Source organism: Streptomyces odontomachi, assembly GCF_024435355.1.
In the GTDB taxonomy this organism is placed as follows: Bacteria; Actinomycetota; Actinomycetes; order Streptomycetales; family Streptomycetaceae; genus Streptomyces; species Streptomyces odontomachi.
Genome location: NZ_JAMJWG010000011.1, coordinates 1 through 24,389, shown reverse-complemented (window position 1 = coordinate 24,389; position 24,389 = coordinate 1). Strand labels below are relative to the sequence as shown.

General features: G+C 71.6%; 19 protein-coding genes and 1 pseudogene. 13 read left to right on the top strand and 7 right to left on the bottom strand.

The genetic code is table 11. The annotated features are described in order from the left end of the window. Positions 1-15 precede the first annotated feature (15 nt). Entirely contained in the window at positions 16-2,361 is a 2,346-nt protein-coding gene (locus NQO67_RS22400) for a hypothetical protein (protein WP_255951935.1), read from the top strand. On the opposite strand, the gene NQO67_RS22395 is transcribed toward NQO67_RS22400, so the two are convergent. From NQO67_RS22395 to NQO67_RS22385, 3 genes are all read right to left on the bottom strand, one after another. Continuing rightward, entirely contained in the window at positions 2,330-3,322 is a 993-nt protein-coding gene (locus NQO67_RS22395) for a hypothetical protein (protein WP_255951934.1), read from the bottom strand. The genes NQO67_RS22400 and NQO67_RS22395 overlap by 32 nt on opposite strands. Before the next feature lie 52 nt (positions 3,323-3,374). After that, positions 3,375-7,001, bottom strand: a complete 3,627-nt coding sequence (gene fxsT / locus NQO67_RS22390) for an FxSxx-COOH system tetratricopeptide repeat protein (RefSeq protein WP_255951933.1) — start codon at positions 6,999-7,001, stop codon at positions 3,375-3,377. A gap of 100 nt (positions 7,002-7,101) precedes the next feature. Then, entirely contained in the window at positions 7,102-7,302 is a 201-nt protein-coding gene (locus NQO67_RS22385; RefSeq protein ID WP_255951932.1) for an FxSxx-COOH-like cyclophane-containing RiPP peptide, read from the bottom strand. 346 nt (positions 7,303-7,648) lie between these two features. Here NQO67_RS22385 and NQO67_RS22380 point away from each other — a divergent pair, with 346 nt between their 5' ends. From NQO67_RS22380 to NQO67_RS22370, 3 genes and pseudogenes are all read left to right on the top strand, one after another. Next, positions 7,649-8,821 carry an FxsB family cyclophane-forming radical SAM/SPASM peptide maturase gene (locus tag NQO67_RS22380; protein ID WP_308295687.1) on the top strand — a complete coding sequence of 391 codons (1,173 nt, stop codon included), beginning with the start codon at positions 7,649-7,651 and terminating at the stop codon, positions 8,819-8,821. Beyond that, positions 8,818-10,161, top strand: coding sequence for an HEXXH motif domain-containing protein (locus NQO67_RS22375; protein WP_255951930.1), 1,344 nt, complete (start codon positions 8,818-8,820; stop codon positions 10,159-10,161). Before NQO67_RS22380 ends, NQO67_RS22375 begins: the two co-directional genes overlap by 4 nt. A gap of 62 nt (positions 10,162-10,223) precedes the next feature. Further along, a pseudogene (locus tag NQO67_RS22370) lies at positions 10,224-10,436 on the top strand (DUF1152 domain-containing protein); the annotation flags it as partial. A gap of 61 nt (positions 10,437-10,497) precedes the next feature. On the opposite strand, the gene NQO67_RS22365 reads toward NQO67_RS22370, so the two are convergent. Further along, positions 10,498-11,178 (bottom strand): TetR/AcrR family transcriptional regulator, encoded by a 681-nt coding sequence (locus NQO67_RS22365; protein WP_255951929.1) that lies wholly within the window; start codon positions 11,176-11,178, stop codon positions 10,498-10,500. Between the two features lie 99 nt (positions 11,179-11,277). On the opposite strand from NQO67_RS22365, the gene NQO67_RS22360 reads away from it, so the two are divergent. Further along, entirely contained in the window at positions 11,278-12,195 is a 918-nt protein-coding gene (locus NQO67_RS22360) for an SDR family oxidoreductase (protein ID WP_255951928.1), read from the top strand. Positions 12,196-12,205: 10 nt separating this feature from the next. Here NQO67_RS22360 and NQO67_RS22355 read toward each other — a convergent pair whose 3' ends face one another. Then, positions 12,206-12,922, bottom strand: coding sequence for a class I SAM-dependent methyltransferase (locus NQO67_RS22355; protein WP_255951927.1), 717 nt, complete (start codon positions 12,920-12,922; stop codon positions 12,206-12,208). A 68-nt stretch (positions 12,923-12,990) separates the two neighbouring features. Next, entirely contained in the window at positions 12,991-13,839 is an 849-nt protein-coding gene (locus NQO67_RS22350) for a PspA/IM30 family protein (protein ID WP_255951926.1), read from the bottom strand. A gap of 306 nt (positions 13,840-14,145) precedes the next feature. On the opposite strand from NQO67_RS22350, the gene NQO67_RS22345 reads away from it, so the two are divergent. The 3 genes from NQO67_RS22345 (at position 14,146) to NQO67_RS22335 (ending at position 17,147) form a co-directional block, all read left to right on the top strand. Continuing rightward, a complete protein-coding gene (locus NQO67_RS22345; protein WP_255951925.1) occupies positions 14,146-14,943 on the top strand; it encodes a VOC family protein in 798 nt (265 codons plus the stop codon). 188 nt (positions 14,944-15,131) lie between these two features. Next, the gene (gene kilB, locus NQO67_RS22340) at positions 15,132-15,518 is read left to right on the top strand and encodes a plasmid transfer protein KilB (RefSeq protein ID WP_255951924.1); all 387 of its coding nucleotides are present in this window, start codon (positions 15,132-15,134) and stop codon (positions 15,516-15,518) included. A 162-nt stretch (positions 15,519-15,680) separates the two neighbouring features. Continuing rightward, positions 15,681-17,147 (top strand): hypothetical protein, encoded by a 1,467-nt coding sequence (locus NQO67_RS22335; RefSeq protein WP_255951923.1) that lies wholly within the window; start codon positions 15,681-15,683, stop codon positions 17,145-17,147. Between the two features lie 132 nt (positions 17,148-17,279). On the opposite strand, the gene NQO67_RS22330 is transcribed toward NQO67_RS22335, so the two are convergent. Next, entirely contained in the window at positions 17,280-18,350 is a 1,071-nt protein-coding gene (locus tag NQO67_RS22330; RefSeq protein ID WP_255951922.1) for a glycoside hydrolase family 43 protein, read from the bottom strand. Between the two features lie 329 nt (positions 18,351-18,679). On the opposite strand from NQO67_RS22330, the gene NQO67_RS22325 reads away from it, so the two are divergent. The 5 genes from NQO67_RS22325 to NQO67_RS22305 all read left to right on the top strand — a co-directional run bounded on the left by NQO67_RS22325 (position 18,680) and on the right by NQO67_RS22305 (position 24,177). Beyond that, complete coding sequence (locus NQO67_RS22325) at positions 18,680-20,659, top strand: CocE/NonD family hydrolase (protein ID WP_255952162.1); 1,980 nt, start codon at positions 18,680-18,682, stop codon at positions 20,657-20,659. Further along, complete coding sequence (locus NQO67_RS22320; protein WP_255951921.1) at positions 20,656-21,591, top strand: ABC transporter substrate-binding protein; 936 nt, start codon at positions 20,656-20,658, stop codon at positions 21,589-21,591. Before NQO67_RS22325 ends, NQO67_RS22320 begins: the two co-directional genes overlap by 4 nt. Before the next feature lie 85 nt (positions 21,592-21,676). Beyond that, entirely contained in the window at positions 21,677-22,777 is a 1,101-nt protein-coding gene (locus tag NQO67_RS22315) for an ABC transporter ATP-binding protein (protein WP_255951920.1), read from the top strand. Next, positions 22,774-23,523: an ABC transporter permease gene (locus NQO67_RS22310; RefSeq protein ID WP_255951919.1), complete on the top strand. Its 750-nt coding sequence runs from the start codon at positions 22,774-22,776 to the stop codon at positions 23,521-23,523. The genes NQO67_RS22315 and NQO67_RS22310 overlap by 4 nt, the downstream gene beginning before the upstream one ends. Then, the gene (locus NQO67_RS22305; protein WP_255951918.1) at positions 23,524-24,177 is read left to right on the top strand and encodes an ABC transporter permease; all 654 of its coding nucleotides are present in this window, start codon (positions 23,524-23,526) and stop codon (positions 24,175-24,177) included. Positions 24,178-24,389: the final 212 nt, after the last annotated feature.

Here is a 24,389-nt window from a genome sequence, read left to right as displayed (position 1 = left end):
CCCGGAGGCACCCCGATGAGCGCAGCAGACCGTTTATTCCAAGTGGGCAACCCCTTCCCGCCCATACCCGCGGCGCGGCTGGGCGGGTTCGCCGACGAGACGGGCGCGAGCGCACGGAGCGACGACGAACCGGTCACCATCGACACCGATGCCCTGGACCATCTGCGCGAGCAGGCCGACGACTACTTCCGCAGAACCGCGGGCGGCCGGTTGCGCGGGCGGGCGGTGGCCCTCGTCGGAACGCTGGGCATCGGCAAGACCCATCTGGCCAACTCGGTCACCACCCAGCTACGGGAGCGCGAGGAAGACCCCCCGGTGTGGGTGATCGACGAGCCGGTGGTCGACCTCGGCATGGTCTACCGCGACCGGCTGATGCGTCTGAGCGACGACCGTACCCGCCGGGTGGCCTTCGAGGACGTGGTCATCGACTACTACGCCGACGTGGCCGCGCTCCGCATCGAGGAGCAGGACGACGGAGGGCCGCAGTCCAGCCATGCGCAGATCGCCCAGGGCCTGCGGCTGCGCACCATCGACCCGCACAAGGCCGTCGACGCGCTCCAGATCGACGAGGAACTCATCCACCGCGACCTCCAGCGGCACCTCGGCGACATCACCGAGCACCGCAAGTTCGCCACCGCACTGACGCTGCTGCTCGACCGTGACTTCAAGCGCCTGGTCTGGGACTGGCTCGGTGGCGCGGAACCCGCCCAGCCCCTGGTGGACCGCGGCATCCGGGACCGTATCGACGGCATCGACGCGGTCTTCGACGTGCTCGCCGTCTTCGCGTTCCTGCACGGCCGGGTCGGCAAACCCTACGCGCTGGTCCTCGACGCACTGGAGAAGGTCCTCGACTGGCCGGAGCACGATCAGTTCTCCTTCGTCGACGCCTTCGAACGGCTGGTCAACGTCTACACCAACGAGGGCGGACTGCTGGTCTTCTGCGTCTCCCCCGCACCGCTCAGCCGGTTCAGGCCCAACCTGCACGAACGCATCATGCAGATCTGGCCGTCCCCCCTCGACCAGCAGCAGACGGCCCGCTTGGTGCAGAGCTACCTGCCGCAGGCGGACCGCCCGCTGTTCACCGCCGGGTCCCTCGCGGAGATCTGCCAGCTGGCCGGCGGCGTTCCTCGGCAGGTGCTCAAGACCTGCTGGTGGTGCTGGAACCTGATGGAGAGCTCGCCCCGGGGCGCCACCGTCGTCGACGAGCGCATCGTGCACGCGGCGGTCCGCCGGCTGTACCGGACCGCCAACCAGGACTACGTCCTCGGGGTCATCGAAGCCATCCTCGTCGCCGGCCAGTGGCGCACCGAGGAACCCTCCCCCGGAGGACCCGGTTCCAGCGGTGCCGCCGCACAGGTCGACTTCTGGGTCAGGGTGAGCGACACCTCCAGGATCGCCGTCCTCACCGTGGGCTCCGTCCTGGTGGACGCGGAGGTGGATGTCATCGCCGGAGTCGTCCGAGCAGCCCGTGCCGCGTCCGAGCCGGGCCACTGCGCGGTGCTCGTCGTCGTCAACGGCCACCTGTCACGGCGCATGCGGGAGCGGGTCGCCCGGGTCAGCGGCGCCCAGCCGATCGTCTACGAGACGGGGCAGTTCGAGGAGCTGGTGCGCGAGGCGCTGCACATCCTGGCCGAGCGGCTGAAGAGCGTCCACCGGGACTCCGCCGAGGAGCGCCTGAGCCGGCGGATCGGCGGCCTGTCCAGTCACCAGGACGCCCTGCTGGACCACATCCAGCGGATCGACTCCCGTCTGGAGCGGGTGCTGGCCACCGCCCAGCGGCCCGCCAGACCGTTCATGGCGGCGACACGGTCCGTGCCGGAGCCGATGGCGGGGGAGGCGGAGCTGCCGGTGCGGGTGGCGGAGGAGTTCACCCGGGCCTTCGATGCCCTGGACGTGCTCTACGACCCCCGTCTGCCGGAGCTGCTGGACGTGGACGCCTCCGGCACGGTCACGGCGGACGAGGCGCCTCGGCGGCTGCGGTTCACTCCCGAGCAGTTCCAGACGATGGGCGTGGCCACCCTGCTGCGCCACCTGCTCACGGCGTTCCGCGACGGTGTGGCCGGTTGGCTGTCCGCGGTACGCGTCGCGAACCCGTCTCCCAGCCCCGGCGCTGACCAGATAAGGAACCTGTTCGTGCTCTGCCGCAGCTTCGAGATCACCACCGAGGTGCTGCCACTGGCCCGGGCGGAACGGCACCTGCCGCTGTTCGCCCCCGCCGACGGGTCGCACGACACGCTGGACACCGCGGGGCACGCCCTGCTGCGGGCGGACGCCGAGGACGTGCTGCGCCGCCTGGCGGAGCGGGTCAATCAACGGGTGCTCGAGGTGGTCAGGGGCGGGGCGGCGCCGGAATTTCGCTGACCAGCTCACGCAGCCGCTGCTCGGCCCTGCCGACCAGGAACTGGTCCATCGTCACCCCGATGACGAGGTCGTCGAGGCCCGTGGGCAGCCGGTGCAGGTACACCGCGCCTTCCTGCACGTCGAGCACCAGCCGGTCGATGGGATCGCGGGTGATCGGGCGCAGCACGTCCTGCAAACGGGCCACGGTGCCGCGCAGCCGCCCTGCCAGGTCGCGGTAGAGGGCGCGCCGGGCACTGGCCGTCATGTCGAGGAAGCGCGGGCTGAGCCCCGGGTCCTCGAAGGCGTCACCGGCGCAGGTGAGCGTCCAGTGCTGGAAGTAGGAGGCGTACTGGAGGTCGGTCGGGTTGACGAAGCGGTGCCAGATGCCGCGCAGTTGCCCCACCCTTGCCGGATCGTGGCGCAGCCCGCCCTCGAAGGTGAGCTTCTGCACCGTGTCCAGCTCGGCGCGCGACGCCCCTTCCGCGCCGCCCGGATTCTCGTCGGGCAGGTTGTAGACCTCGGTGCGCAGCCGGGTGACCAGCCGGTTCATCGCCTCGTCCAGGGCGGGCACATCGCTGTCGAGGGTGACGCCGACCAGGTGCTGCCGCGCCCGGACCCGCCCGCAGTAGAGGCCGCAGGACCGGGTCTGGACGACCATGCGCATCAGGTCGCCCGTCTGGAACCGGTTCAGCTCGGCGTCCAGGTCCTGGAAGGAACGGATGAGCTGACGGCCCATCGCCCCCTCGGATTCCAGCGGGTCCTCCGTGACCAGGGTGGTGTTCGGCAGGGGCCGGGCGTTCTCCGGACGCACCGCGAAGTCGATGATCCCGTTGCCGAAGTGAGCGATCGACCGGATGGCCGCGGAGTCCGCGAACGCGTCCTGGCAGCGGTCGCTGAGCGGCCGGTGGCCGTCGTCGTGCCGCTCGGTGAGCACCACCGTCCGGGCGCGCGCACGGCAGAGCGCGGGGTCCTTCTCGGCCACTGTCGTCACTCCTCTCCTGCGGCGGCACCCGTGTTCGGGGGTCCACCGTCGTTCATACCCCGGGCAGCTCCAGATCGATGTCCGCACGCGGTGGTGCGTCCGGTGGCGGGGACGAGCCACCGGCGCGAGCACGGGTCTCGGCGAGGTTGTGGGCGGCCAGATCGCGGTTGGGGTGTTGGGCCATACCCGCCGCGTCGAAGCCGTCCAGGGTGTCCGCCTCCAGCCGTGCGGCCAGCCTCCAGTCGCCCTGCTCCACCAGCGTGTTGGCCAGGTTCACCGCAGCCGCGAGCACCCACGGGTGGACGGCGCCGAGCCGGTCCAGGAGCCGCCGGTGCGCCTCCTCGCCCATCCGCAGCGCCTCGGCCTGCTGCCCGGCGGCCCGGGTGTGCACCGCCAGGCGGACCCGGCACAGCTGGGCGTAGGGGTGGGCCGTGCCGAAGGTGTCCTCCAGCACCTGGAGGCAGCGGCGGGCCTCGGCCACGGCCTCGTCGTGCTTGCCCAACTGGTACAGGTCGGCCGACCGGCTCAGTCGGCAGCGCAGCGTGGCGATGGACCGCTCGCCGACGTGGCGGCGCAGCTCCCCGAGCGCCCGGGTGTCACGGTCCAGCGCGTACTGCGGCCGGCCCAGCCTGCGCTCGGTGACCGCCAGGGCCACCTCCGCGTTCAGCACGGCGAGGTCGCTGAGGCCCAGCACGGTGCGGCGGGCCAGATACTCCTTGAGCAGGGTGAACGACTCCAGGTCCGCGCCGACGGCGCGGTGCATCGCGGCCAGCGCATTGGCCAGCCCCCAGCCGTCCCTGTCGTCCTCGCCGCCGATCGCCCGGCGCCGGTCGAACCGGCTCTGGAGCAGCTCCAGGGCGCCGCTGGGGTTGCCTGCCAGGGCTTCTGCGAGCGCCAGGTTGTACTCGGCCTGGACGGTGGCGAAGTGCCCGCTGCCGAGCAGTTCGGTGAGACCGTGCAGCACGTGCCGGCCTTCCACCACCGCCTCGTCGAAGTGTCCGGTGGCCCGCAGCGCCGCGCAGTACGAGTCTCCCGTGAGCAGGGTGCGCGGGTGAACGGGCCCGAGGAGCTGGCGCTGGCCGCTCAGCGCCCGCCGGTCGTACCGGGCCACGTCCGCGTAGTCGCCGAGCTGGCGGTGCGCGCCGGCGATCAGGTTGAGCAGCCTGAGGTACTGCGGCGAGGCCGCGCCGGAGCCCCAGGACCGCTCGGCCCGGCTGCCGATCTCCACCACCTGGAGCAGGGCGCGTTCCGCCCCGTTGGCCAGCAGCGCCTTCAGGTGCTCCAGGACTCCCTGGCGGACCATCGGGCGGTCGTCCTCCCAGGCGCGCAGCTCGGTCAGATACCGCGCCCGGCGATCCTCGATCAGGCTCCCGGGCAGCTGCCTCGCCGGGTGGGCCGTGTAGCCGACGACGACCTCTCGCAGTTCGGTCTCCCGCTCGCTCAGGTCCTCGCCCAGGCGGGCGCGGATGAGCTCGGCCAGCGTGCGGTGCTGGCGCACCGGCCGGTCCGGGCGCTCGAAGTCGACCTCGATCAGGCCGTGCCGAGCCAGGCACCACAGGGCGACGTCCACCATCAGCGGATCGCTCAGCATCGGCTGCGGCTCGTCGGCCGCGGACGGCCGCGCCTGCCGGCGGGCCAGTGCCTCCTGCATCTGCGGGGAGGTGAGCAGCGTCACGTCGGCATCGGACTCGGCAAGCAGCGCACACGCCTCCAGCAGCCACACCAGGGCGGCGCTGCCCGCGCTCTCCCGGGCCCACGCCTGCGCCCCGGGCAGCCGCATCAGCGAGGCCAGGCTCACCTCCAGCATCACCCGGGTCAGCGGGGTGCCGCCCGGCTGGGCCTGGAGGCGGGCCTGGGCGAGCCGGAAGTCATCGCCGAAGCGGGCCACCGCCTGCCGCAGCGCCTGTGCCAAGAGCTGGTTGTCGGCCATCGCCTGCTCCACGGCGATCCCCAGCCAGGCAGCGGCCAGCTGTACGGTCAGCGGCACGTTGCCCACCGTCTGGCCCACCCGCTCGGCCTGTTCCGGCAGCAGTCCCGGGACCTGGGCGGCGAGCAGGGCCCGGCTCTCCTCGGGCGTGAACGGCGGGACGGTGACGGTGTGCCGTGCGAACGCCTCGTCACCGGGCTGCCGGGAGGTGAGCAGGACGTCCACGCCAGCGCCGGTCCGCGGCAGCTGCCGGAGCACCGCCGGGTCGCGGACGTCGTCGTAGACCAGCAACCAGCGCTCACCCGGAGGCGGTTCCGGCGGGCCGTCGCCGCCGCGCTGCCCGGTCAGCTCGGCCAGGCCCTGGTGCAGCGGGCCGGGATACGCGGCGGACCGCCACCACACCACGTCGTAGTCGCCGCCGAAGCGGTGGCAGAACTCCAGGGCCAGTTCGCTCTTGCCGATGCCCGGTTCACCGGTCAGCAGGCACCGTCCGGCCTCGTCGACCATCGCGCGTAGCCCGTCCAGGATCCCGTCCCGGCCGATGAACCCGACGGCCCGTGGCGGCAGGACGGCCCGCTCCGGCAGCCGGGGCAGCCGGCGGTGCGGGCCGGGTCCGGCCACCGGCGCGGCCAGGTGCAGGCTGCGTTGCAGCCGGGCCACGGCCTGCGGCTCGGACAGCCGCCGCAGGTCGATCCGTTCGTGGTGGGCGAGGAGTACCTGCGGCTGCGTCTCGTCCACCAGGACCAGACGCACGTCCGGGTGCGAGAACGCGGCCAGCAGCTGCATGGTCTCGTCGTCGAGACCGGTGGGCGAGACGATGAGCAGCGCCGTGCCGTGCCCGGGACGCTCGCCGGTGAACTGCGCGAAGGGCGTCAGCGTCGTCGGCACCCCGGAGAACTCCAGGCGCTCGGCCAGCCAGCGGGCCCAGGCGACGCCGCGCGGGGTGTGCACCACGGTGGCGCGGCGGATCCCGGTCGGGCGGGTCCGCGTGATCTCCTCGGCGAGCTGGGCCAGGCACGGCCGCAGGCCGTCATCGGAACCGGGCGGCTCGTCCGCGACGGCCAGCCGGTCGCTCTGCATGTACTCGGGCGCGTAGGGGATTTCGAGGTAACGGGGCGTGTCGCCGGGGTCTGCCAGGTCCAGGAACTCGGCGCGCACCCGGGCGCGGGCGGTGCGCAACTGGTCGTGCGTGCGGACGTCGGCCTGGAGGCCCACGGCGAGCACGGTCACGGGTGTCACGGCGCGGTTCCTGATCCGGCGGGCGAGGCCGGCGGCGTTCTCGACGGACCAGGAGTTGAGCGCGAAGCAGACGGCGATGGTGTCCGACACCCGGGCCAGCGCCTCGAACTGCCGGTCGGCGTGGGCCAGGGGGGCGTCGATCAGTACCGCGTCGTAGCCTGCGAAGAGCGTGCTGCCGGACTCGACGGCGCGCTGGTCCGGCAGCAGGTCCAACTCCCCGAAGCCGTCCAGGGTGAGCAGGTCCAGCCGGAGCCCGCCGGTGTGCCCGGTGATCCGCCACCGGTCCGGGTGGCCGGGACTGCGCGACGGGGCCACGGTGGCGCCCGGCAGGGTGCGCAGATAGCGCGGGACGCTCACGTCGGAGGGTTTGGCGTCCACCACGAGCACCCGGCGCCCGGCCTCGGCGAGCAGCAGGGCCGTGTTGGTCAGGGTGGTGGTCTGGCCGATGTTCTCCCTGGTGGAGCAGAACGTCGTCACCCGGACGGTGCGCGGGTCGATCTCGGGCTGTGGCATGACCGCTCCGTTCCCAGCCGGATGCACCCCGGCGCCGGAGTCTTCATTCTATGGACGCGTTCCCGCGTGAGCGGGCGACCGGAAAGTGACGGTGGCCGGCTTACGCGGCCTCCTGTTTGTAGTCCGTGTTGAACAGGTCGTCGGCACCCTCGGCCGCTTCGTGGATGCGGCGCAAGGCGATACCCAGCGCGGAGTCCGGCAGGTTCGCGATGGTTTCCAGTGACAGGCCGGACAGATCCACCAGGGGGGATTCGAGATCGCCCGGTGCCACCCGCGCGCCTGTTACCTCGACATCACTCATACGGAAGTCGCCACCGTCCATGGGAATCCCTGCCAGAATCCTGTCCGGAAACGGCTCGGCAAATAAGCGCGGGCCGCCATGCCATGCTAACGGGGCGTCAACTTACCAGCCAGTGCGCGTGCACTCGATCAGTTCTGACCAGCGTCGATGTTGGCCGAGATGCGATAGGTGGGCCGATAGTGCGCCCTTGACTCGCCCGTGCGCAGCGGCAAATACTTGGCCCCCCGAATCCGCTGCGCATGGAGGGCCATTGACCGGCGGAGACGACGATGCGCGCGGCGCGCGCATCCGGCCACAGAACCGACCGGATTCGAATTGGCCGTCCGGTCTGGATGTCGATGCGGTCGTGGCCGGGGGCTGGACTCCGGTGCCCTTCCGGAATTTCGTTCTCAAGATCTTCAGCCGGTGCGATCTCGACTGCGACTATTGCTACATGTACCGCGGGCCCGACCAGAGCTGGCGGGACCAGCCACGGGCGATGTCCCGTGCCGTGGTCGGCTGGACCGCCCGGCGCATCTCCGAGCACGCTGCGGCGCACGGTCTCGACCGCGTCGGTGTGGTGCTGCACGGCGGCGAGCCGCTGCTGGCGGGCCCCGACCTGATCGCCCATACGATCACCGCCGTCCGCGAGGCGGCCGGTCCGCGGGTCCGGGTGGACGTGTCGGTGCAGACCAACGGCACGCGACTGGACGACGACTACCTGGCGCTGTTCGCCCGGCACGGGGTGCGGATCGGGATCAGCCTGGACGGCGACCGTGCCGCACACGACCTGCACCGGCGCACCGCGGACGGCCACGGCAGCCACGCCCGGGTGACCGAGGCCCTGCACCGGCTCTCCGGCGGACCGCACCGCGCCCTGTTCGGCGGCCTGCTGTGCACCATCGACCTGCGCAACGACCCGGTTGGCACCTACCGGGAACTGCTGCGCCACCGCCCGCCTCTGGTCGACTTCCTGCTCCCGCACGGCAACTGGACCACGCCCCCGCCCGGTCGGATCCCCGACGACCCCGCCACGCCCTACGCCGATTGGCTGGCCGCGGTGTTCGACGAGTGGTACGGCGCGCCGGTCCGGCAGACGCGGGTCCGGGTGCTGGAGCAAATCCTCACCCTGCTGCTCGGCGGCCGGGCCGGACCCGAGGGCCTCGGTCTGGAGCCCACGGCGTACCTGGTGGTCGAGACGGACGGGCGGATCGGCCAGGACGACGCGCTGCGCACCGCCTACCCCGGTGCCGCCGCCACCGGCCTGCATGTGGCCCGTGACGCCTTCGACACCGCGCTGCGCCATCCCCCGTTCGTCGCCAGGCAGCTCAGCGCCCAGGCGCTGGCCGCGCCGTGCCGGGCATGCCGGCTGCACCGGGTCTGCGGCGGCGGTCACTACGTGCACCGCTACCGTGCCGGATCGGGGTTCGCCAACCCCTCCGTCTACTGCCCTGACCTGTACGCACTGATCAGCCATGTGCGCCGGCGTCTGACGGCCGACATCGCCGACCTCCGGACCGCCGGGGCGGGCGCCGCATGAGTCTGCCGCGGCACCGTGTCCCCGGCGAGCTGTTCGACCGGATCGCCTCCGGCGACGGCGGCGCCGCCGCGCTGCGTCTGCTGCACCGCGTGGAGTACAGCCGGCGGCTGACCCTGGTGCGTGCCGTGCTGACCCTGGCGCAGCAGCGCCGGCCGGACCTCGGCGGCGTGGCAGGTGAGGTCTGGGCCGCGCTGACCGCGGTGCAGCGGCGCTCGCCCGAGGCACTGCGCCAGGTGCTGTGCTATCCCTCGGCCGGCCCTGCCAACCTGCGCCTGCTGCGCGAACTGTCCGGCGGGCAGCCTGCGCCGTCACTGGAGCCGCTGGCCGCACTGACCGCAGCGGCCGTGGTGCGGGCCGCACTGCCGACCACGGTCGTGCTGCGGGTGCGAGGCGGGTGGGTGGCGCTGCCCTCCTTGGGGGCGGCTCGGTTCCCCGACGCGGCCGAGGGCGAGCCCGCGGTGGTGCGGGTGACGCGCTCGGGCGCGACGGTCACCGCGGGCGAGCAGGTGGTGCGGGTCCCGCGGGACCCGTTCGACGGGGTGGCGCCGGGCTGGTCGGGGCTGCGCAGGATCGCCGCCCCCGGGTCGGACACGACGCTCCTGCTCGACGACGTGGACCCGTTTCGTTTCCCGGCGTCCCCCTGGTGCGTCAATCGGCTCCCCGAGCGGGACCTGCGGCACTGGCAGGACACGGTCGCCGAGGGGTGGCGGCTGCTGTGCGCGGTCCACCCGGGGCCCGCGGAGGAACTGGGCGCGGGCACCCGGGTCCTGGTGCCGCTGGCCCGCGGCCCGGACGGCACCACCATCAGCGCCAGCTCGTCCGAGACGCACGGCTGCACGGCGCTGTCCACGCCCCCGTCCCCGCGCGCCCTGGCGCTGGCCCTGACCCACGAGATCCAGCACACCAAGTTCGCCGCCCTGCTGCACGCCCTGGACCTGGTCGACCCCGCCGCCGTGCGTTCCGGCGCACGGTTCTACGCACCCTGGCGGTCCGACCCGCGCCCGCTCACCGGACTGTTCCACGGCGCCTACGCCCACCTGGGCGTGGCCGGGTTCTGGGGTCGGCAGCGGCGGGTGGAGACCGAACCGGCCGCACTCTCCTACGCGCACCTCGAGTTCGTCCGGTGGCGGGAGGCCAGTTGGGAGGCGACCGGGGTCCTGCTGGACAGCGGCCACCTCACCCCGCTCGGCCGCCGCTTCGTCACCGGGATGCGCACCGCCCTGGCGGCACTGCGCCGCGAGCCGGTCCCGGCCCGGGAAGTCGAACGGGCACGGGAGATGGCGGCCGATCACCGGCAGGAGTGGACCCGGCGCCATACGGTGGGGTCGCACAGGAAGTGAGGCAGGGGCAGGGGGCAGGGGGCTTTCCCGGCTTTCCCTGTTCCGGTGTCCCGTATCCCTGCCTCCGGTTCACGGAGCGGACCAGGGACGGCGAGTTGCTCGTCAATCCGCTGATGGCCCTGTACTTCTGCGTGGACCTGCCCGGACTGGCCCGCCGCTGTCTCTCCCTCGATCTGCTGGAACGGACGGTGCTGATGCGGCAAATGAGTGCCGTGATCGAGGAGTTCCGCAGCACGCTGCCCCGTCAGCGCCCGCCGCGGGCATTCCCGCACTGAGCCTTCAGGAGCGGGCCGTTCAGGCCTTGTGCGTGGCCGTTTCGGTCGGGCGGACGTCCGTTCAGGAGGTGGTCGCGTGCAGGGTTTCCCGGCGGGCGAGGAGGCCGGAGGAGGTCACTTCCACTGTCCGGCGCACGACGTCGGTGAAGTCGATGCGCAGGGCGGCCAGCGCGGGATCGGAGGCATAGGCGGCGAGGACGGCTTGCGGGGGGCGGCTGCACGGCCAGGCCGCGACGGCCATCAGCAGGGTTGTCTCCACGAGGGTCGCGGCCCCCTCGTCGCCGAGCTCCGGCAGGTACCGGGCGGCGAGCGCGACCAGGCGCTCCAGGGACTCCCGGGCGGTGTGCTTGTGCCGGGCCGCGACCTCGGTGGAGATGTTGTGCTCCAGCACGGCGGCCTGCGAGCTGAGCAGGTCGCACAGCACCGGTCGGCGCGCCATCGAGGCGGCCAGGAGCGCGGCGAGCCGGTCGCCGCGTTCCTCGGTCGTACCTGCGGGGACGGCTTCGCGCTCCAGCTCGGCGAGCCAGTCGGAGACCTGGGTATCCAGCAGTTCCAGCAGGACCGCCTCGCGCGATTCGAAGTAGCGCAGCACGTTGGCCTTGGCCAGGCAGACCCGGCGGCTCAGGGCGCTGAGGCTGAGTTCGGACACCGTCATCTCGGTCAGCATCGCGTCTGCGGCATTCAGGATCTGCCGCCGCCGCTGGTTGCGTTGTTCGTCGGTTCTCGCTCGCTGGAAGGACACCCCTCCAGCTTACAGACCGCCGGTACTTTACTAAGGTACCGGTGGTTCGTTATGTTGGGTGGCGAGACAAGATACCGGCAGTACGTTATGGAGCTCGTCATGTACCAGGTCCCCGACCAGCAGGGAAAGCTCGCCGTCGTCACCGGCGCGAACAGCGGCACGGGCAAGGAGACGGCCAAGCGTCTCGCCGCTGCCGGCGCCCACGTCGTTCTCGCGGTGCGCACCGAGACCAAGGGCGAGCAGGCGAGGGCGGAGATCCTGGCCACGCACCCCGGTGCCCGGGTGGAGGTCCGCCGCCTGGACCTGGCGGACCAGTCCTCGGTGCGAAAGTTCGCCGACGGCCTGATCGCCGACGGCCGGCCGCTGGACGTCCTGGTGAACAACGCCGGAGTGATGAACGTCCCCGCGCGCACGGAGACGGTCGACGGCTTCGAGCTCCAGCTGGCCAGCAACTTCCTCGGCCCGTTCGCGCTCACCGTCCGGCTCCTGCCCCTGCTGCTGACCGCCCCCGCACCGCGGGTCGCCACGATGAGCAGCGGCATGGCGAACCGGGCGCGGATCGACTTCGACGACCTACAGTCGGCCCGCCGCTACCGCCCGACCCGGGCGTACGCCCAGTCGAAGCTGGCCGACCTGCTGATGATGACGCACCTGGCCGCTCTCGCCGCGGAACGCGGCTGGGCCCTGCTGTCCATCGGTGCGCACCCGGGCTACACCCGTACCAACCTGATGACCTCCGGCCCGCACCTGAACGGTGGCCGCCCCGGCCTGATCGAGTCCCTGGCCTACCGGATCGCCCCCTCGCAGGGCCCGGAACAGGGCGCCGAACCCCTGCTCTACGCCGCAGCCGACCCCGGCGCCGCCTCGGGCGGCTACTACGGGCCCCGCTGGGCACTCGTCGGCCCGACCAAGCCCGTCGCGCTGCCGCGCCCGGGCCGCGACAAGGTCACCGCGGCCCGGCTGTGGCGGGAGGCCGAACGCCTCACCGAGGTGTCCGCCCCCACCCGGGGCAGGTGACCGAGATCTGTCAGCAGAACGGCCGGAACTCCTTGAAGTCCAACGTCGGGCGTGGATCGGGCAGCCGGTAGGCACGGGTCCGTGGCCGACCGCTGGCCGGGTCGGTCGTCCCGTCCGTCAGAGCGCCCGGCACCGGGCGCCACCCCAGGTTGGTCTCGAAGTAGGCGACGGCGGCACCGACGGACGGCCACCAGACGTCGTCGAGCACCACGATGCCGCCGGGCCGGACGATCTCGCCCAGGAAGACGAGGTCGACGAACACGTTGTGGAAGTGGTGGCTGCCGTCGACGAACGCCGCGTCCGCGGCGAAGCCCGCGGCGACCAGCCGGGGAAGGAACCGCTGCGACGGCTCGGTCACCAGCTCGGCGACGCCGTCCAGGCCGGCGCTGCACAGCAGCTCCCACCCCACACCGTCGTAGGCCGTGTACTGGAACGGGTCGATCACCACGTGCCGCGGGGTCCGCGAACCAGCACGCAGCAGTGCCTCGCCGATCGCCAGCGCCGAACGGGCGTAGGCGAGTCCGATCTCGACGACCGTGCCGACCCGCTCGTCCACCAGCAGGTCACGTACCTGATCGCAGTCACGCTCCGGTAGTGCGACGGTGGCGAAGTCCGGAGCGCCGTCGGGCGTGCGCGGTGGTCCGTGCTCGGCGAGTTCGCGGCGGACGGCGGCCACGCGTGCCGGCCACTCGCCCGTGGCTCCGTCCGGATGCGCGTTCGGACTCACCAGGCCCACTCCTTACGTTCGGCGGCATCACCGGGTGGGGCCATCACGCCATCGCCCGAAACACAGGGTCACCGCGTCGTCTTCTCATCGGGCGGGCCGTCGTCAGGCGGGCCCTCGTCGGACGGGCCGTCCGGTGAGCGTTCCACTTCGGGGTTCTCGGGCCGCGAGGAACGTGTGCTGTCGCCGCCCGTCACGGCCGGCGGGGTGGCGGAGCCGGGGAGTTCGGCCTTCATCGTCGCCAGCTGGGCCTCCACGTCCTGGTCGGCCGTCGTCGCATCCAGCTCCGTCTGGATGTCGTCGCGGCCGGCCGGGAGGGTGGCGTCCTCCAGAGCTCCGGAGTCGATCAGCTCGTCCAGGGCGCCGGCCCGGGCCTGGAGCTCCTCGGTCCTGTCCTGGGCGCGCTGCACGGCCATGCCGACATCGCCCATCTCGTCACCGATACCGGAAACCGCCTCGGTGATGCGGGTGCGGGCCTCGGCCGCGGTGTAGCCGGCCTTGATGGTCTCCTTGCGGGTACGGAACGTCTCCACCTGTGACTGGAGGCGCTGCGCCGAGACGGTGAGCTTCTCCTCCTGCTCCTGCAAGGTCGCCCCCTGGCCGTCCAGGTCCTCGATCTGGTCGAGAACCGCCGTCCGCCTGGTCAGCGCCTCACGGGCCAGATCCTCCCGGCCGGCGCCGAGCGCCTGCTGTGCCTGCTTCTCGAGCTTGTCGCCGGACTGCCGCAGCTGCGCCGCCTGCACCTCGACCCGCTTGCGGCTGGTCGCGACATCCGTCAGTCCGCGCCGCACCCGCTGCAACATCTCCAGTTGCCGTTGGTACGAGTAGTCGAGGACCTCACGCGGGTCTTCGGCACGGTCCAGCGCCTTGTTCGCCTTGATCCGGAAAAGGTCGACGATTCGGCGAATGATGCTGGTCATGGTGACCGCCTGCTCCTCTCCGTGGCCGGTGCCCGTGCACGGCAGGCGGTGACCCGTGCCCATGCACGGCAAGCGAGCGCAAACGCGCTGGTCGCAAGCGTCTCCTGGCTCGCGGCCGTCACCCGTTCATGTCCAGTGTCCCTCGCGCGAACGGCACCGTGGCAGTTGCGAAGGAGTGCTCCGACGGGGCGGGCGAAGGCATCCACCGAACGCGCCACGCCGGTCACGGAAAGTGATCAACAGGCGAGTGTCAGTGCACGGTGCCACCCTGATGCCACCAGGGATCTGCGGAAGGGAACCATCGCCATGATCACCACGGACTTCGCCCCCGGTTCGCCCTGTTGGCTGGACCTGGGCGCTCCTGACGTCCCCGCCGCCGCGGCTTTCTACGGTGCGGTGCTCGGGTGGAGCTACCAGTCCATGGGCGAGGGCGAGGACATGGAAGGTGGCATGTTCCGCAAGGACGGAAAGATCGTCGCCGGCCTCGGCAAGCTCACCGAGGAGGGCGCGCGCCCGGCCTGGATGATCTACTACAGCGTCGCCGACGCGGATGCCACGACCCAGGCCGTGGAGCGCGCGGGCGGCACCGTGCGGGTGGCGCCCATGGACCTCGACGACTGGGGCCGGATGGCACAGTACAGCGACCCGCTGGGCGGCCAGTTCGCCGTCTGGCAGCCGGGCAAGGACAAGGGTGTCGAGCTCGTGGACCAGCCGGGCTCGCTGTCCTGGACCGAGCTGTACACGACCGACGCCGCGGCCGCCAAGGAGTTCTACGGCGCCCTCTTCGGCTGGCGGTTCAGCGACATGGAGTTGCCCGGCGGCGGGGGCACGTACTCCCTCATCACCCCCGCCGGCCTTCCCGAGGAGCGCATGCACGGCGGCGTCATGCAACTCCCCAAGGAGCACCTCGCCTTGACGAGCGGACGACCGTACTGGCACCCGGTCTTCGCGGTCGCCGACTGCGACGCCGCGGTCGCCGCGGTCACCGAGAACGGCGGCAGCGTGCAGATGGGGCCCGACGACGCAGCGGGCGTCGGCCGCCTGGCCGTCTGCCTCGACCCGTCGAACGCGGACTTCGTGGTGCTCACCCCGGCCCGCAGCTGAGCCGGGACATGCCCGGGTGATTCACCGCAGTGGCGGGGAGGGCTGCCTCCGACAGCGCGTGGTCCGCGCATCTTGGCGCACCGACGATCTTGTGATGTCCTACTCCGGTGGACGGTGTCTTCTCCGCCTTGATCGCAGTCGTTGGGACATTGCTCGGCTCCGCTGTGACGTACGTGTTCCAACGCAGGGTGTCCGCACATGACCGCATGTTCGCGGCCCAGCAGCAGCTCCGCTCGGATCGCATGGCCGTGTACAGCGACTTCGCCGGAGCGCTGACGGAGTTCCGGCGCAGCCAGCAGGATCGCTGGCATCGCGGCGACGAGGATCGGGACGGGCCCGCGTTCGTCGACGCTCGTACGGAGGCTTACCGGCTGCGCGGGATCGCCCTCCACGCGCTGTTCCGCGTCCAACTCGTAGCAAGCGGGCAGGCACTGATCGACACCGCCCAAGGCGCCTACGACATGGCGACCGACCTGCACAAGGCATCCGACAGGACAGAGCTGAGCACCCGTTCGGATCAGGCACGCGAGGCACTGGAGCGGTTCGTCAGGTTCGCCGCGTCCGACATGCGGTGAATCGGACGTGCGACGACACGGCTGCCACGCCCTCAGCCGCATGGCTCCGAGCGGCATGAAACGTGTTCACGCCGTCGGAGCCGGCCGTTGGCGGCGACTCGGACTCCGGCTGCACCGACCGGAGTTCGACGCCCCGCCCCGCAAACGGACAAAGGAGCGCACATGGACGTCCCTGCCAGACACGACGCACCGGGCCCGAGCCCACATCAGCCGGGCCCGAGCCCGCACCGGGCACTGGCCGTCAGCAGACGCCGCCTACTGGGCGCGGCGGGAGTCGCCGCCGGCAGCGCCCTGCCCTGGATGGCCGGGGCACCCCAGGCGGCCGCGACCCCGGCGGCACCGACCGCGGAGACGGCCGCAGGGACCACCACGGGGACCACCGCAGAAACCGCCGCCCCCTCCCCCGACCAGCTCCCCCTCACCGGCGGCCCCGACTTCCCCATCGGCATCTTCTGGCCGCCGCACCCCTACGCCAGCACCGCAGCCCGCTACGCCGAGATCGCCGACGCCGGGTTCACCTTCGTCATCTCGGGCAACTACGCCGGGGACGGCCAGATATTCACCCACCAGCTCGGCCTGGCGCAGGACGCCGGCCTGAAGATGCTCATCTCGGATGACATCCAGGTGAGCAACATGTCGCGGTGGTTCGCCATCTCGGACGATCCCGCCGACCATCTGTCCGTCACCCCGGCCGAGGCCCGCGAGCTGTACAAGCGCGCCTTCGACGCGTACGGCCCGCACTCCTCCCTCGCCGGCTTCAACCACTACGACGAACCGGGGGCAGGCTGGTTCGCCACCCTGGCCCGCACGCTTCAGGCGGCGCGCGACGTCGCGCCCGGCCTGCTGCCGTACGTCAACCTCCTGCCGTCCACCGATCCGGCCTACTACCAGGGTTTCGTGGACGTGGTGAAGCCGTCGCTGATCTCCTTCGACCGCTATCCGCTGCTCTCCGAGGGGCGCGAGGACGCCGAGTACTTCCTCAACTGGTCGGTGGTGCGCAAGGCGGCGCTCAGCGCCGACCTGCCGGCATGGACGTTCATCCAGACGCTCGCGTTCAACAACCACCGCACGCCCACCGCGGCCGAGCTGCTCTGGCAGGTCAACGTGAGCCTCGCCTACGGCGCCAAGGGCATCCAGTACTTCACGTACTGGACCCCGGAGGCCGCGCGCGGCGAAGGCTTCCAGCCGGCGCTCATCACGGTGGACGGGGCGCGGACGAAACGGTACGACGCGGCCCGTGCCATCAACACGACCTGGTTGCGGCCCGTCGGGCGGGAGCTCAAGCCGCTGGTGCCCGAGTCCGTGATGCACGCGAACGAATCGCCGCTGCCCGCCGGGGCGACCGCCTTCACCCCCGACGACCAGCTGGATTCGGTCAGCGGCGCGCCGGTGATCCTGAGCACCTTCCGCAGCCGTGACCCGGCCGTCGCCGACCGCTGGGTGCTGGTGGCCAACCGCTGGCACAACGCACGCGCCCGAGCGACGGTGGCGGTGCGGCCCACCTCCGTGGCGCGGATCGCGTCCTTCGACCCGTCCAGCGGGGAGTACCGCGCCACGAACGCCCAGGACGCCCTCACGGTCGACCTCGCACCCGGTGCGGCGGGCCTCTATCTACTGCGCGCGGGCTGACGCCGGCACGACCCGTGCCCGGGGACCGGTCCCCGGGCACGGGAAGGGAAAAGGAACGGGAACGGGAACGGTGGGCCGGTTCGCCGGAACCCCGCCCGGTCCACTCGAAGAACTTCCTACTCGAAGAACTTCCTACTCGAAGAACTTCAGGCTCCACCCGGTGTTGGTGTTGTCACCGGGCACGTTGGCGCGGCTGTACGTGGTGTTCCCCCACCAGCAGAACGTTCCCGTGTACCAGTGCCGGTTCGCCCACGAGTACGGGGTCCCCTTCGCGACCGCGTGGAACATCAGGGGGAACGTCGGGCCGGCGGGCGGGCTGGTGGCGATGTCTCCGTCGAGGAGGACGAAGGTGTGGTGGCCGGGGCCGTTCACGTAGAGGGTCGGGTCCCAACCGCTCATCATGGTCGCCGCGTTGGAGCCGAACAGGCAGCCGTTGGACTTGTACCAGTCCCATACGTAGGTCGGGTCGCCGCCGGACCGCAGCCGCAGGTCGGCCAGGCAGTACTGGTCGCTCCAGCTGCCGTTGGCGGAGTACACGATGTGCAGCTGCCCGTTCGGGTCCTTGATCGCCTCGGGGGCCTCGTTGATGTACGGGTTGCCGACCACGCGCTCCCAGCTCTCCCTCGGTTGGGAGATGATGGAGCGTCCCCCGGTCGGGGTGGTCGGGCTGCTCATGCGGGCGATGTAGAGGTTCTGCTCGACGTTGGTGTCGCCGGCCCAGCCGGACCAGACGAACCAGCGCTGCCCGTTGAAGGTGAACATGGTGCCGTCGATGGCCCACTTGTCGTCGGGCAGGGCCAGCTTCGTCTCGGCGGTGTAGCCGCTGTCGGGGTTCGCTGAGCTGATCACGTACATCCGGTGGGCGGATCCGGCGCCGGCCGAGAAGTAGACGTAGTAGCGACCGCCGTCCCGCACGATCTCCGGGGCCCAGACCTCGCCGAGACCGTGGCTGTCGGACCAGATCTGCCGGGCGGTCGCCGAGGACAGGCCGTCCGTCGAGGAGGCCTGCCGTACGGCGATACCGCCGCCGGTCGACTGCACCGAGATGTAGGTCCCGCCGACGCGCAGGACGCTCGGGTCCGCCGCCTGGATGCCCTGTTGGCCCGCCTCGGCCGGCCCGGCGGACACCAGGCACGCCGTGACGGCGAGGACGACGGACAGCGCGAAGGCCGCCATGCCGGAAATTCGACGACGAAGTCTCATAGCCCCTTTTCCTACGTCCTCTCGCGCGGCACACGATCCCGCTCCGCTGTGGTTACCGGTCCGTAGAATCGCGAGTTTCCGTGAGCATGTCAATCAGAAAGAGGAGGCTCTCCGCGGATACCCAATCTTTCCCGACTCATTCGTGTGTTGATATTCACCTTTCACATGACATCAAAAATCAGTCATAGGCGGACATTCGGCGAATACGCGTTCGCCTAAAGTTTCCGGCCATGCCGCCCACTACCGGAACTCCAGCCTCCACTGGAGAAACCACACACCAGCCCCCGCACCACCACCCCCACGGCCGCCCCCACCACCCCGTCCGCGTCCTGCGTCATGTCTGGATACCGCTCAGGGACGGCACCAGGCTCGCCGCCCGTGTCTGGCTGCCGGCGGACGCTTCAGGGCCGGTGCCGAGCGTGTTGGAGTACATCCCGTACCGCAAGAACGACGCCACGGCGCCACGCGACGTCACGCTGCACGCGCCCTTCGCGCAGGCCGGGTTCGCCTCGGTGCGGGTCGACTGCCGGGGCAGTGGCGACTCCGACGGCGTCATGCTCGACGAGTACCACCCGACCGAACTGTCCGACGCCCTCGAAGTCCTCGACTGGATCGAGCGGCAGGAGTGGTCGGACGGGCAGGTCGCGATCATCGGGAAGTCCTGGGGCGGCTTCAACGGGTTGCAGATCGCCGCGCTCGACCCGCCCCAGCTGCGCTGCATCGTCACCGTCTGCTCCACGGACGACCGCTACGCCGACGACGTGCACTACGCGGGCGGCGCCCTGCTCGCCTCCGAGATGCTGCCCTGGGCGGCGACGATGCTCGCCTACAACGCCCGCCCCGGCGACCCCGCCGTGCTCGGCGAGTCCTGGCGGGAGCGTTGGCTGGAGCGGCTGGCGGCGACGGTTCCGTATGCCGAGGAGTGGGTCGGCCACCAGCGCCGGGACGCGTACTGGGAGCACGGCTCGGTCTGCGAGGACTACTCCGCGATCAAGGTGCCGGTGTACGCGGTGGGCGGCTGGCTCGACCAGTACCGCGGTGCCGTCTTCCGGCTGATGACCGGCCTGGAGGAGGCGGGCGTCCCGGTCAAGGGGCTGCTCGGGCCCTGGGCGCACAACTACCCGCACCAAGGGGTGCCCGGACCCGCCATCGACTTCATCGGCGAGTGCGTCCGCTGGTTCGACCGCTGGATGCGCTCCTCCGCCCCCACCGACGACGACCTCGGGCTGCGCGTGTGGATGCCGGAGCCCGCCCCGCTCGGCGCCGACCGCGTGCACCGTGCCGGGCGCTGGGTCGCCGAGCCGTCCTGGCCGTCACCGGGCGTCACCTCCCGCCGTACGCCGCTGAGCGAGCTGGGCGGGGTCCCGGGCACGGCCGTGCTGCGTTCGCCGCTCGCCCTCGGGGCCGGAACGGGCGACTTCCTCAAGTTCGGGGACGTTCCCGGGCAGTACGCCGACCAGGCGGCCGACGACGGGCTGGCCTGCTCCTTCACCGGGCCTGAGCTGCCCGAGCGGGTGGAGATCCTCGGCGCTCCCGAGGTCACCCTGCGCGTCACGAGCGACCGTCCGCAGGCGCAGCTCGCCGTGCGGCTGTGCGAGGTCACGCCGGACGGCGCGTCCCGGCTGGTCACCACCGGGCTGCTCAACCTCACCCACCGCGCCGGTCACGCCGCGCCCGAACCGCTGGAGCCGGGCCGGGCCTACGACGTGACGGTTCCGCTCTTCGCCGTCGGCCACGCCTTCGGCGCCGGGAACCGCATCCGGGTAGCCGTCTCCGCCGCGTTGTGGCCGTGGGTGTGGCCCTCGCCCCAATCCGTGGCGCTGGAGCTGGACACCGGCCACGGTGCGTTGACCCTTCCCGTACGGGAGCCGCGTCCGGCCGAGGAGGCCGCGTTGGGTGACTTCGGGCCACCGCCGCCGGCTCCGCCGCACTCCATCGAGACGGAGACGCTGCCGGGTGCGCGCCGGGTGACGTACGACCCGGTGAGCCGGGAGCAGGTCATCGTCGCCACGCCGGCCGGCGGCTCGATGGTCGACTGCGCCGACGGGCTGACGTACGGCTCGCGCGACCTCAACCGCTTCCGGCTGGTGGAGGGCGACCCGCTGTCCGCGAGCGTCGAGTGCGAGCGGGAGGAGCGCATCGGGCGGGGTGAGTGGGCGGTACGGGTGCACACCCGGTCCCGGATGACCGCCGACGACCGGGACTTCCTCGTCGTCAACCATCTCGCCGCCTACGAGGGCTCCGGCGCTCAGGAGCGTGAGGTGTTCGCTCGTACGTGGACTCGTTCGATCCCCAGGGACCAGGTGTGAGCGCCCGGAGAGTGGGCCGCCACATCGGCCGGAAGGCGGGGCGGCGGGCCGCGCTGGCGGTGCTGCTGGTACTCGGCTGCGTCGCCGCGCTCAGCGGCTGCGGAGCCGCGGCGCCCGGCGGGCGGCCCACCGTGGTGATCGGCGCGAAGGAGTTCACCGAGGAGTGGGTCATCGGCGAGCTGTACAAGCAGGGGCTCGAGCACGCCGGCTACCACGTCGAGCTCAAGTCGAACATCGGCAGCACCAACATCATCGACGGTGCCCTCACCTCCGGCCAGATCGACCTCTACCCCGAGTACACGGGCGTCATCCTCCAGGTGCTGGCCCAGGAGACCGAGGTCCCCGGCAGTGCGGCGGAGACCTTCCGCAAGGCGAAGGCGTTCCAGGAGAAGCGCGGCCTGACGATGCTGCCCGCGACGCCGTTCCAGAACCGCGACGCGGTGGGCGTGAAGCCCGCCTTCGCCAGGAAGTACGGCATGAAGACCATCGCCGACCTGCGCAAGGCGCCGCACGTCGTGTTCGCCGAGTACCCCGACAACCTCACCGGAGCACTGGGCTACCACCAGCTCGTCAAGGCGTACCACCTGCCGAACACCGAGGTGAAGACCCTCAACATCGGCTTGCAGTACTCCGCCCTCGACCACGGCCAGGTCGACGCCGCCGACGTCTTCACCACCGACCCGCAGCTCGCCCGCGGCGACTACACGCTGCTGGCGGACACCAAGAGCTTCTACGGCTACCAGAACCTCGCCCCCGTACTGCGCAAGGGCGTCCTCAAGGAGCAGGGGCCCGGATTCGCGAAGGTGCTGAACCGGATCGACGCCCTGCTCACCGACAAGGCCGTGCGCGAGATGAACCGCGCCGTCGACGAGGTACGCCTGGCGCCGTCCGAGGTCGCCACGGACTTCCTGCGGGCGAACGGGATGACCTGAGCGCAGCGCGTCCCGGCGCCACGCGCCCCGGCGGCGCGCACCCCGCACCTGCACGTACCCCCGTCGCCCTCCCAGGAGAACCCCGATGAGTCAGGAAACCAACGAACCGAGAAGCGCGTCCGGCGCCGCGAGCCCGGCGGTCCCGGCAACCGAACCGGACGCCACCGCCACCGCCAGCGCCACCGCGGACGCCCCTGCCCCCGAAGCTCAGGAGATCGTCTTCGACCGGGTCGTGAAGAACTACCCGGGCGCCGACACGCCGGCCGTCGACGAGCTGTCGCTGACCGTCCCGGCGGGCGAGATCTGCGTCCTGCTCGGTCCGTCCGGCAGCGGCAAGACCACGGCCCTGATGATGGTCAACCGGCTGACCGAGCCCACCCGCGGCGACATCAGGATCGGCGGCCGTTCCATCCGGGACATGGACCCGATCGAGCTGCGCCGCTCCATCGGCTACGTCATCCAGCAGGTCGGCCTCTTCCCGCACCTGTCCATAGCGGACAACGTCGCGACCGTGCCGAAGGTGCTCGGCTGGGACCGCGGGCGTACGAAGCGGCGGGTGGCCGAACTGCTCGACCTGGTGGGGCTGCCGGTCGCCGAGTACGGCAAGCGCTATCCGGCGCAGCTCTCCGGTGGGCAGCAGCAGCGCGTCGGGATCGCCCGCGCGCTGGCCGCCGACCCGCCCGTGATGCTGATGGACGAGCCGTTCGGCGCGCTGGACCCGATCACCCGGGAGCGGGTGCAGGACGAGTTCCTGGCGCTGCACGAGCGGATCAGGAAGACCGTCATCTTCGTCAGCCACGACATCGACGAGGCCGTGAAGATGGGCGACCGGATCGCCGTGCTGCGCCAGGGCGGGCGGCTCGCCCAGTACGACACCCCGCACACGCTGCTGAAGGAGCCCGCCGACGCGTTCGTGGCCCGCTTCGTCGGCGCCGACCGGGGGCTGAAGCGGCTCACCCTGATCCGGCTGGCCGACCTGGAGCTGGCGGCACCCGACGGCGCGGCACAGGACGCAGCGGCGGACGAGGCGGCCCGGCTGCCCTCGCTCCCCCGGGACGCTTCGCTGCGCTCCGCGCTCTCCCTGATGATCGCCGAGGGCACCGATGCGCTGCGCGTGACGGGCCCGGAGGGACAGGTGGTGGGGACCGCGACCCTCGACGCCGTCCGGAAGGCGGGGGCGGCATGATGACCGCGCTCCTCCCGCTGGCCGTGGCCGCCGGCGGGCCCGGCCATCCCGTCATCCCCGACTTCGGCGAGCCCAGCAGGTGCGTGGCCGACGACGCCACGTTCTGCACCGACTGGTTCACCGCCCACTGGTCGAACCTCTTCTGGCCGGCGCTGGCGCAGCACATCGAGCTGACCCTGATCGCGGTCGTCATCGGTTTCGTCATCGCGTCGGCGGCCGCCGTGCTCGCGCACTTCCAGGGCTGGCTCGCCGCCCCGGTCTCCGCGGTGTCGTCGTTCCTCTACACGGTGCCGCCGCTCGCGCTGTTCCAGCTGCTGGTGCCGGTCACCGGGTTCTCGGTGCTGACGGTGGAGGTGGCGCTCGTCGCTTACAGCCTGTACCTGCTCTTCACCACCCTGCTCACCGGACTGCGCGAGGTGCCCCAGGACGCCGTTCGGGCCGGCCGGGGCATGGGGCTGACCCGGCGGCAGATCCTCTTCAAGGTGGAGATCCCGCTGGCGATGCCCGCGATCATCGCCGGTCTGCGCGTGACGACGGTGATGACCATCGGCACCGTCGCCATCGCGGCCTACGTCATCGACGAAGGGCTCGGCTCCCTGATCCTCAAGGCGCTCCAGTCGCCGTTCAACACCCAGTTCGTCGGTGCCGGGGCGCTGGCGGTCGCGCTGGCACTGGCCGCCGACGGTCTGCTGGTGCTCGCCGGCCGGCTGCTCACACCGTGGTCGCACCGCAGGAGGAGCGCATAAATGGACACCTTCGTGGGCTCCTTCACCTTCATGCACGACCAGCTGCCGCTGCTGCTGGACAAGACCGGCCAGCACCTGTGGATGTGCGGCCTGGTCATCGGCATCTCGCTGGTCGTCGCCGTGCCCGCCGGGCTGTGGCTGGGGCACCTGCACCGTGGCGAGTTCCTGACCACCAGCATCTCCAACGTGGGAAGGGCGCTGCCCAGCCTCGCCATCATCGCGATCGGCCTGGGCGTCATCGGCCTCAACTTCGCCAACATCGCCGTCGCGCTGCTGGTCTGTGCGATCCCGCCGATCCTCAGCCAGGCGTACCTCGCCGTCGACCAGGTCGACCCGAACCTGGTGCGTGCGGCGCGCGGCATGGGGCTGACCGCGCGGCAGGTCCTCTTCACCGTGGAACTGCCGCTCGCGCTGCCGTTGCTCTTCTCGGGCATCCGGATCGCGGTGGTGTACGTGATCTCCAGCGCCACCCTGGCGACCGTCGCGGGCGGCGGTGGTCTGGGCGACATCGTGCTCGGCCAGGCCAACTACGGGCTGGAGGGCGTCATCGCCGCCGCGCTGTGGGTGGCCGCCCTCGCGCTGATCGCCGACGGGTTGCTGGCGCTGGCCGGCCGGTTGCTCGTCCCGCGCGGGCTCCGGGTGGCGCGCGACTGAGAGCGGGCGCATCCGGGGCCGGGGCTCCGTTCGTCCCGCGTCCTGCTGTGGCGGTGGCCGGCTGTCGAGCAGCCCGCCCCCCCCCCCGCCGCCTTTTTCCGCTGGGGGCGGCGCGGCGTTGTACCGCCTCGCATCGCCGCCCCCCTCTATCCTGCGACCCACGACCCCCGGGAGGGCCCCCTCCCCCCGCCTCCTCGCCGCAGACTGGCCCC

Coding starts and splice junctions, on each gene's coding strand:
- NQO67_RS22375 (WP_255951930.1), top strand. CDS start 8,818: ATGAGTCTGCCGCGGCACCGTGTCCCCGGCGAGCTGTTCGACCGGATC.
- NQO67_RS22360 (WP_255951928.1), top strand. CDS start 11,278: ATGTACCAGGTCCCCGACCAGCAGGGAAAGCTCGCCGTCGTCACCGGC.
- NQO67_RS22310 (WP_255951919.1), top strand. CDS start 22,774: ATGATGACCGCGCTCCTCCCGCTGGCCGTGGCCGCCGGCGGGCCCGGC.
- NQO67_RS22315 (WP_255951920.1), top strand. CDS start 21,677: ATGAGTCAGGAAACCAACGAACCGAGAAGCGCGTCCGGCGCCGCGAGC.
- NQO67_RS22350 (WP_255951926.1), bottom strand. CDS start 13,839: ATGACCAGCATCATTCGCCGAATCGTCGACCTTTTCCGGATCAAGGCG.
- NQO67_RS22305 (WP_255951918.1), top strand. CDS start 23,524: ATGGACACCTTCGTGGGCTCCTTCACCTTCATGCACGACCAGCTGCCG.
- NQO67_RS22385 (WP_255951932.1), bottom strand. CDS start 7,302: ATGAGTGATGTCGAGGTAACAGGCGCGCGGGTGGCACCGGGCGATCTC.
- NQO67_RS22330 (WP_255951922.1), bottom strand. CDS start 18,350: ATGAGACTTCGTCGTCGAATTTCCGGCATGGCGGCCTTCGCGCTGTCC.
- NQO67_RS22335 (WP_255951923.1), top strand. CDS start 15,681: ATGGACGTCCCTGCCAGACACGACGCACCGGGCCCGAGCCCACATCAG.
- NQO67_RS22345 (WP_255951925.1), top strand. CDS start 14,146: ATGATCACCACGGACTTCGCCCCCGGTTCGCCCTGTTGGCTGGACCTG.
- NQO67_RS22400 (WP_255951935.1), top strand. CDS start 16: ATGAGCGCAGCAGACCGTTTATTCCAAGTGGGCAACCCCTTCCCGCCC.
- fxsT (WP_255951933.1), bottom strand. CDS start 7,001: ATGCCACAGCCCGAGATCGACCCGCGCACCGTCCGGGTGACGACGTTC.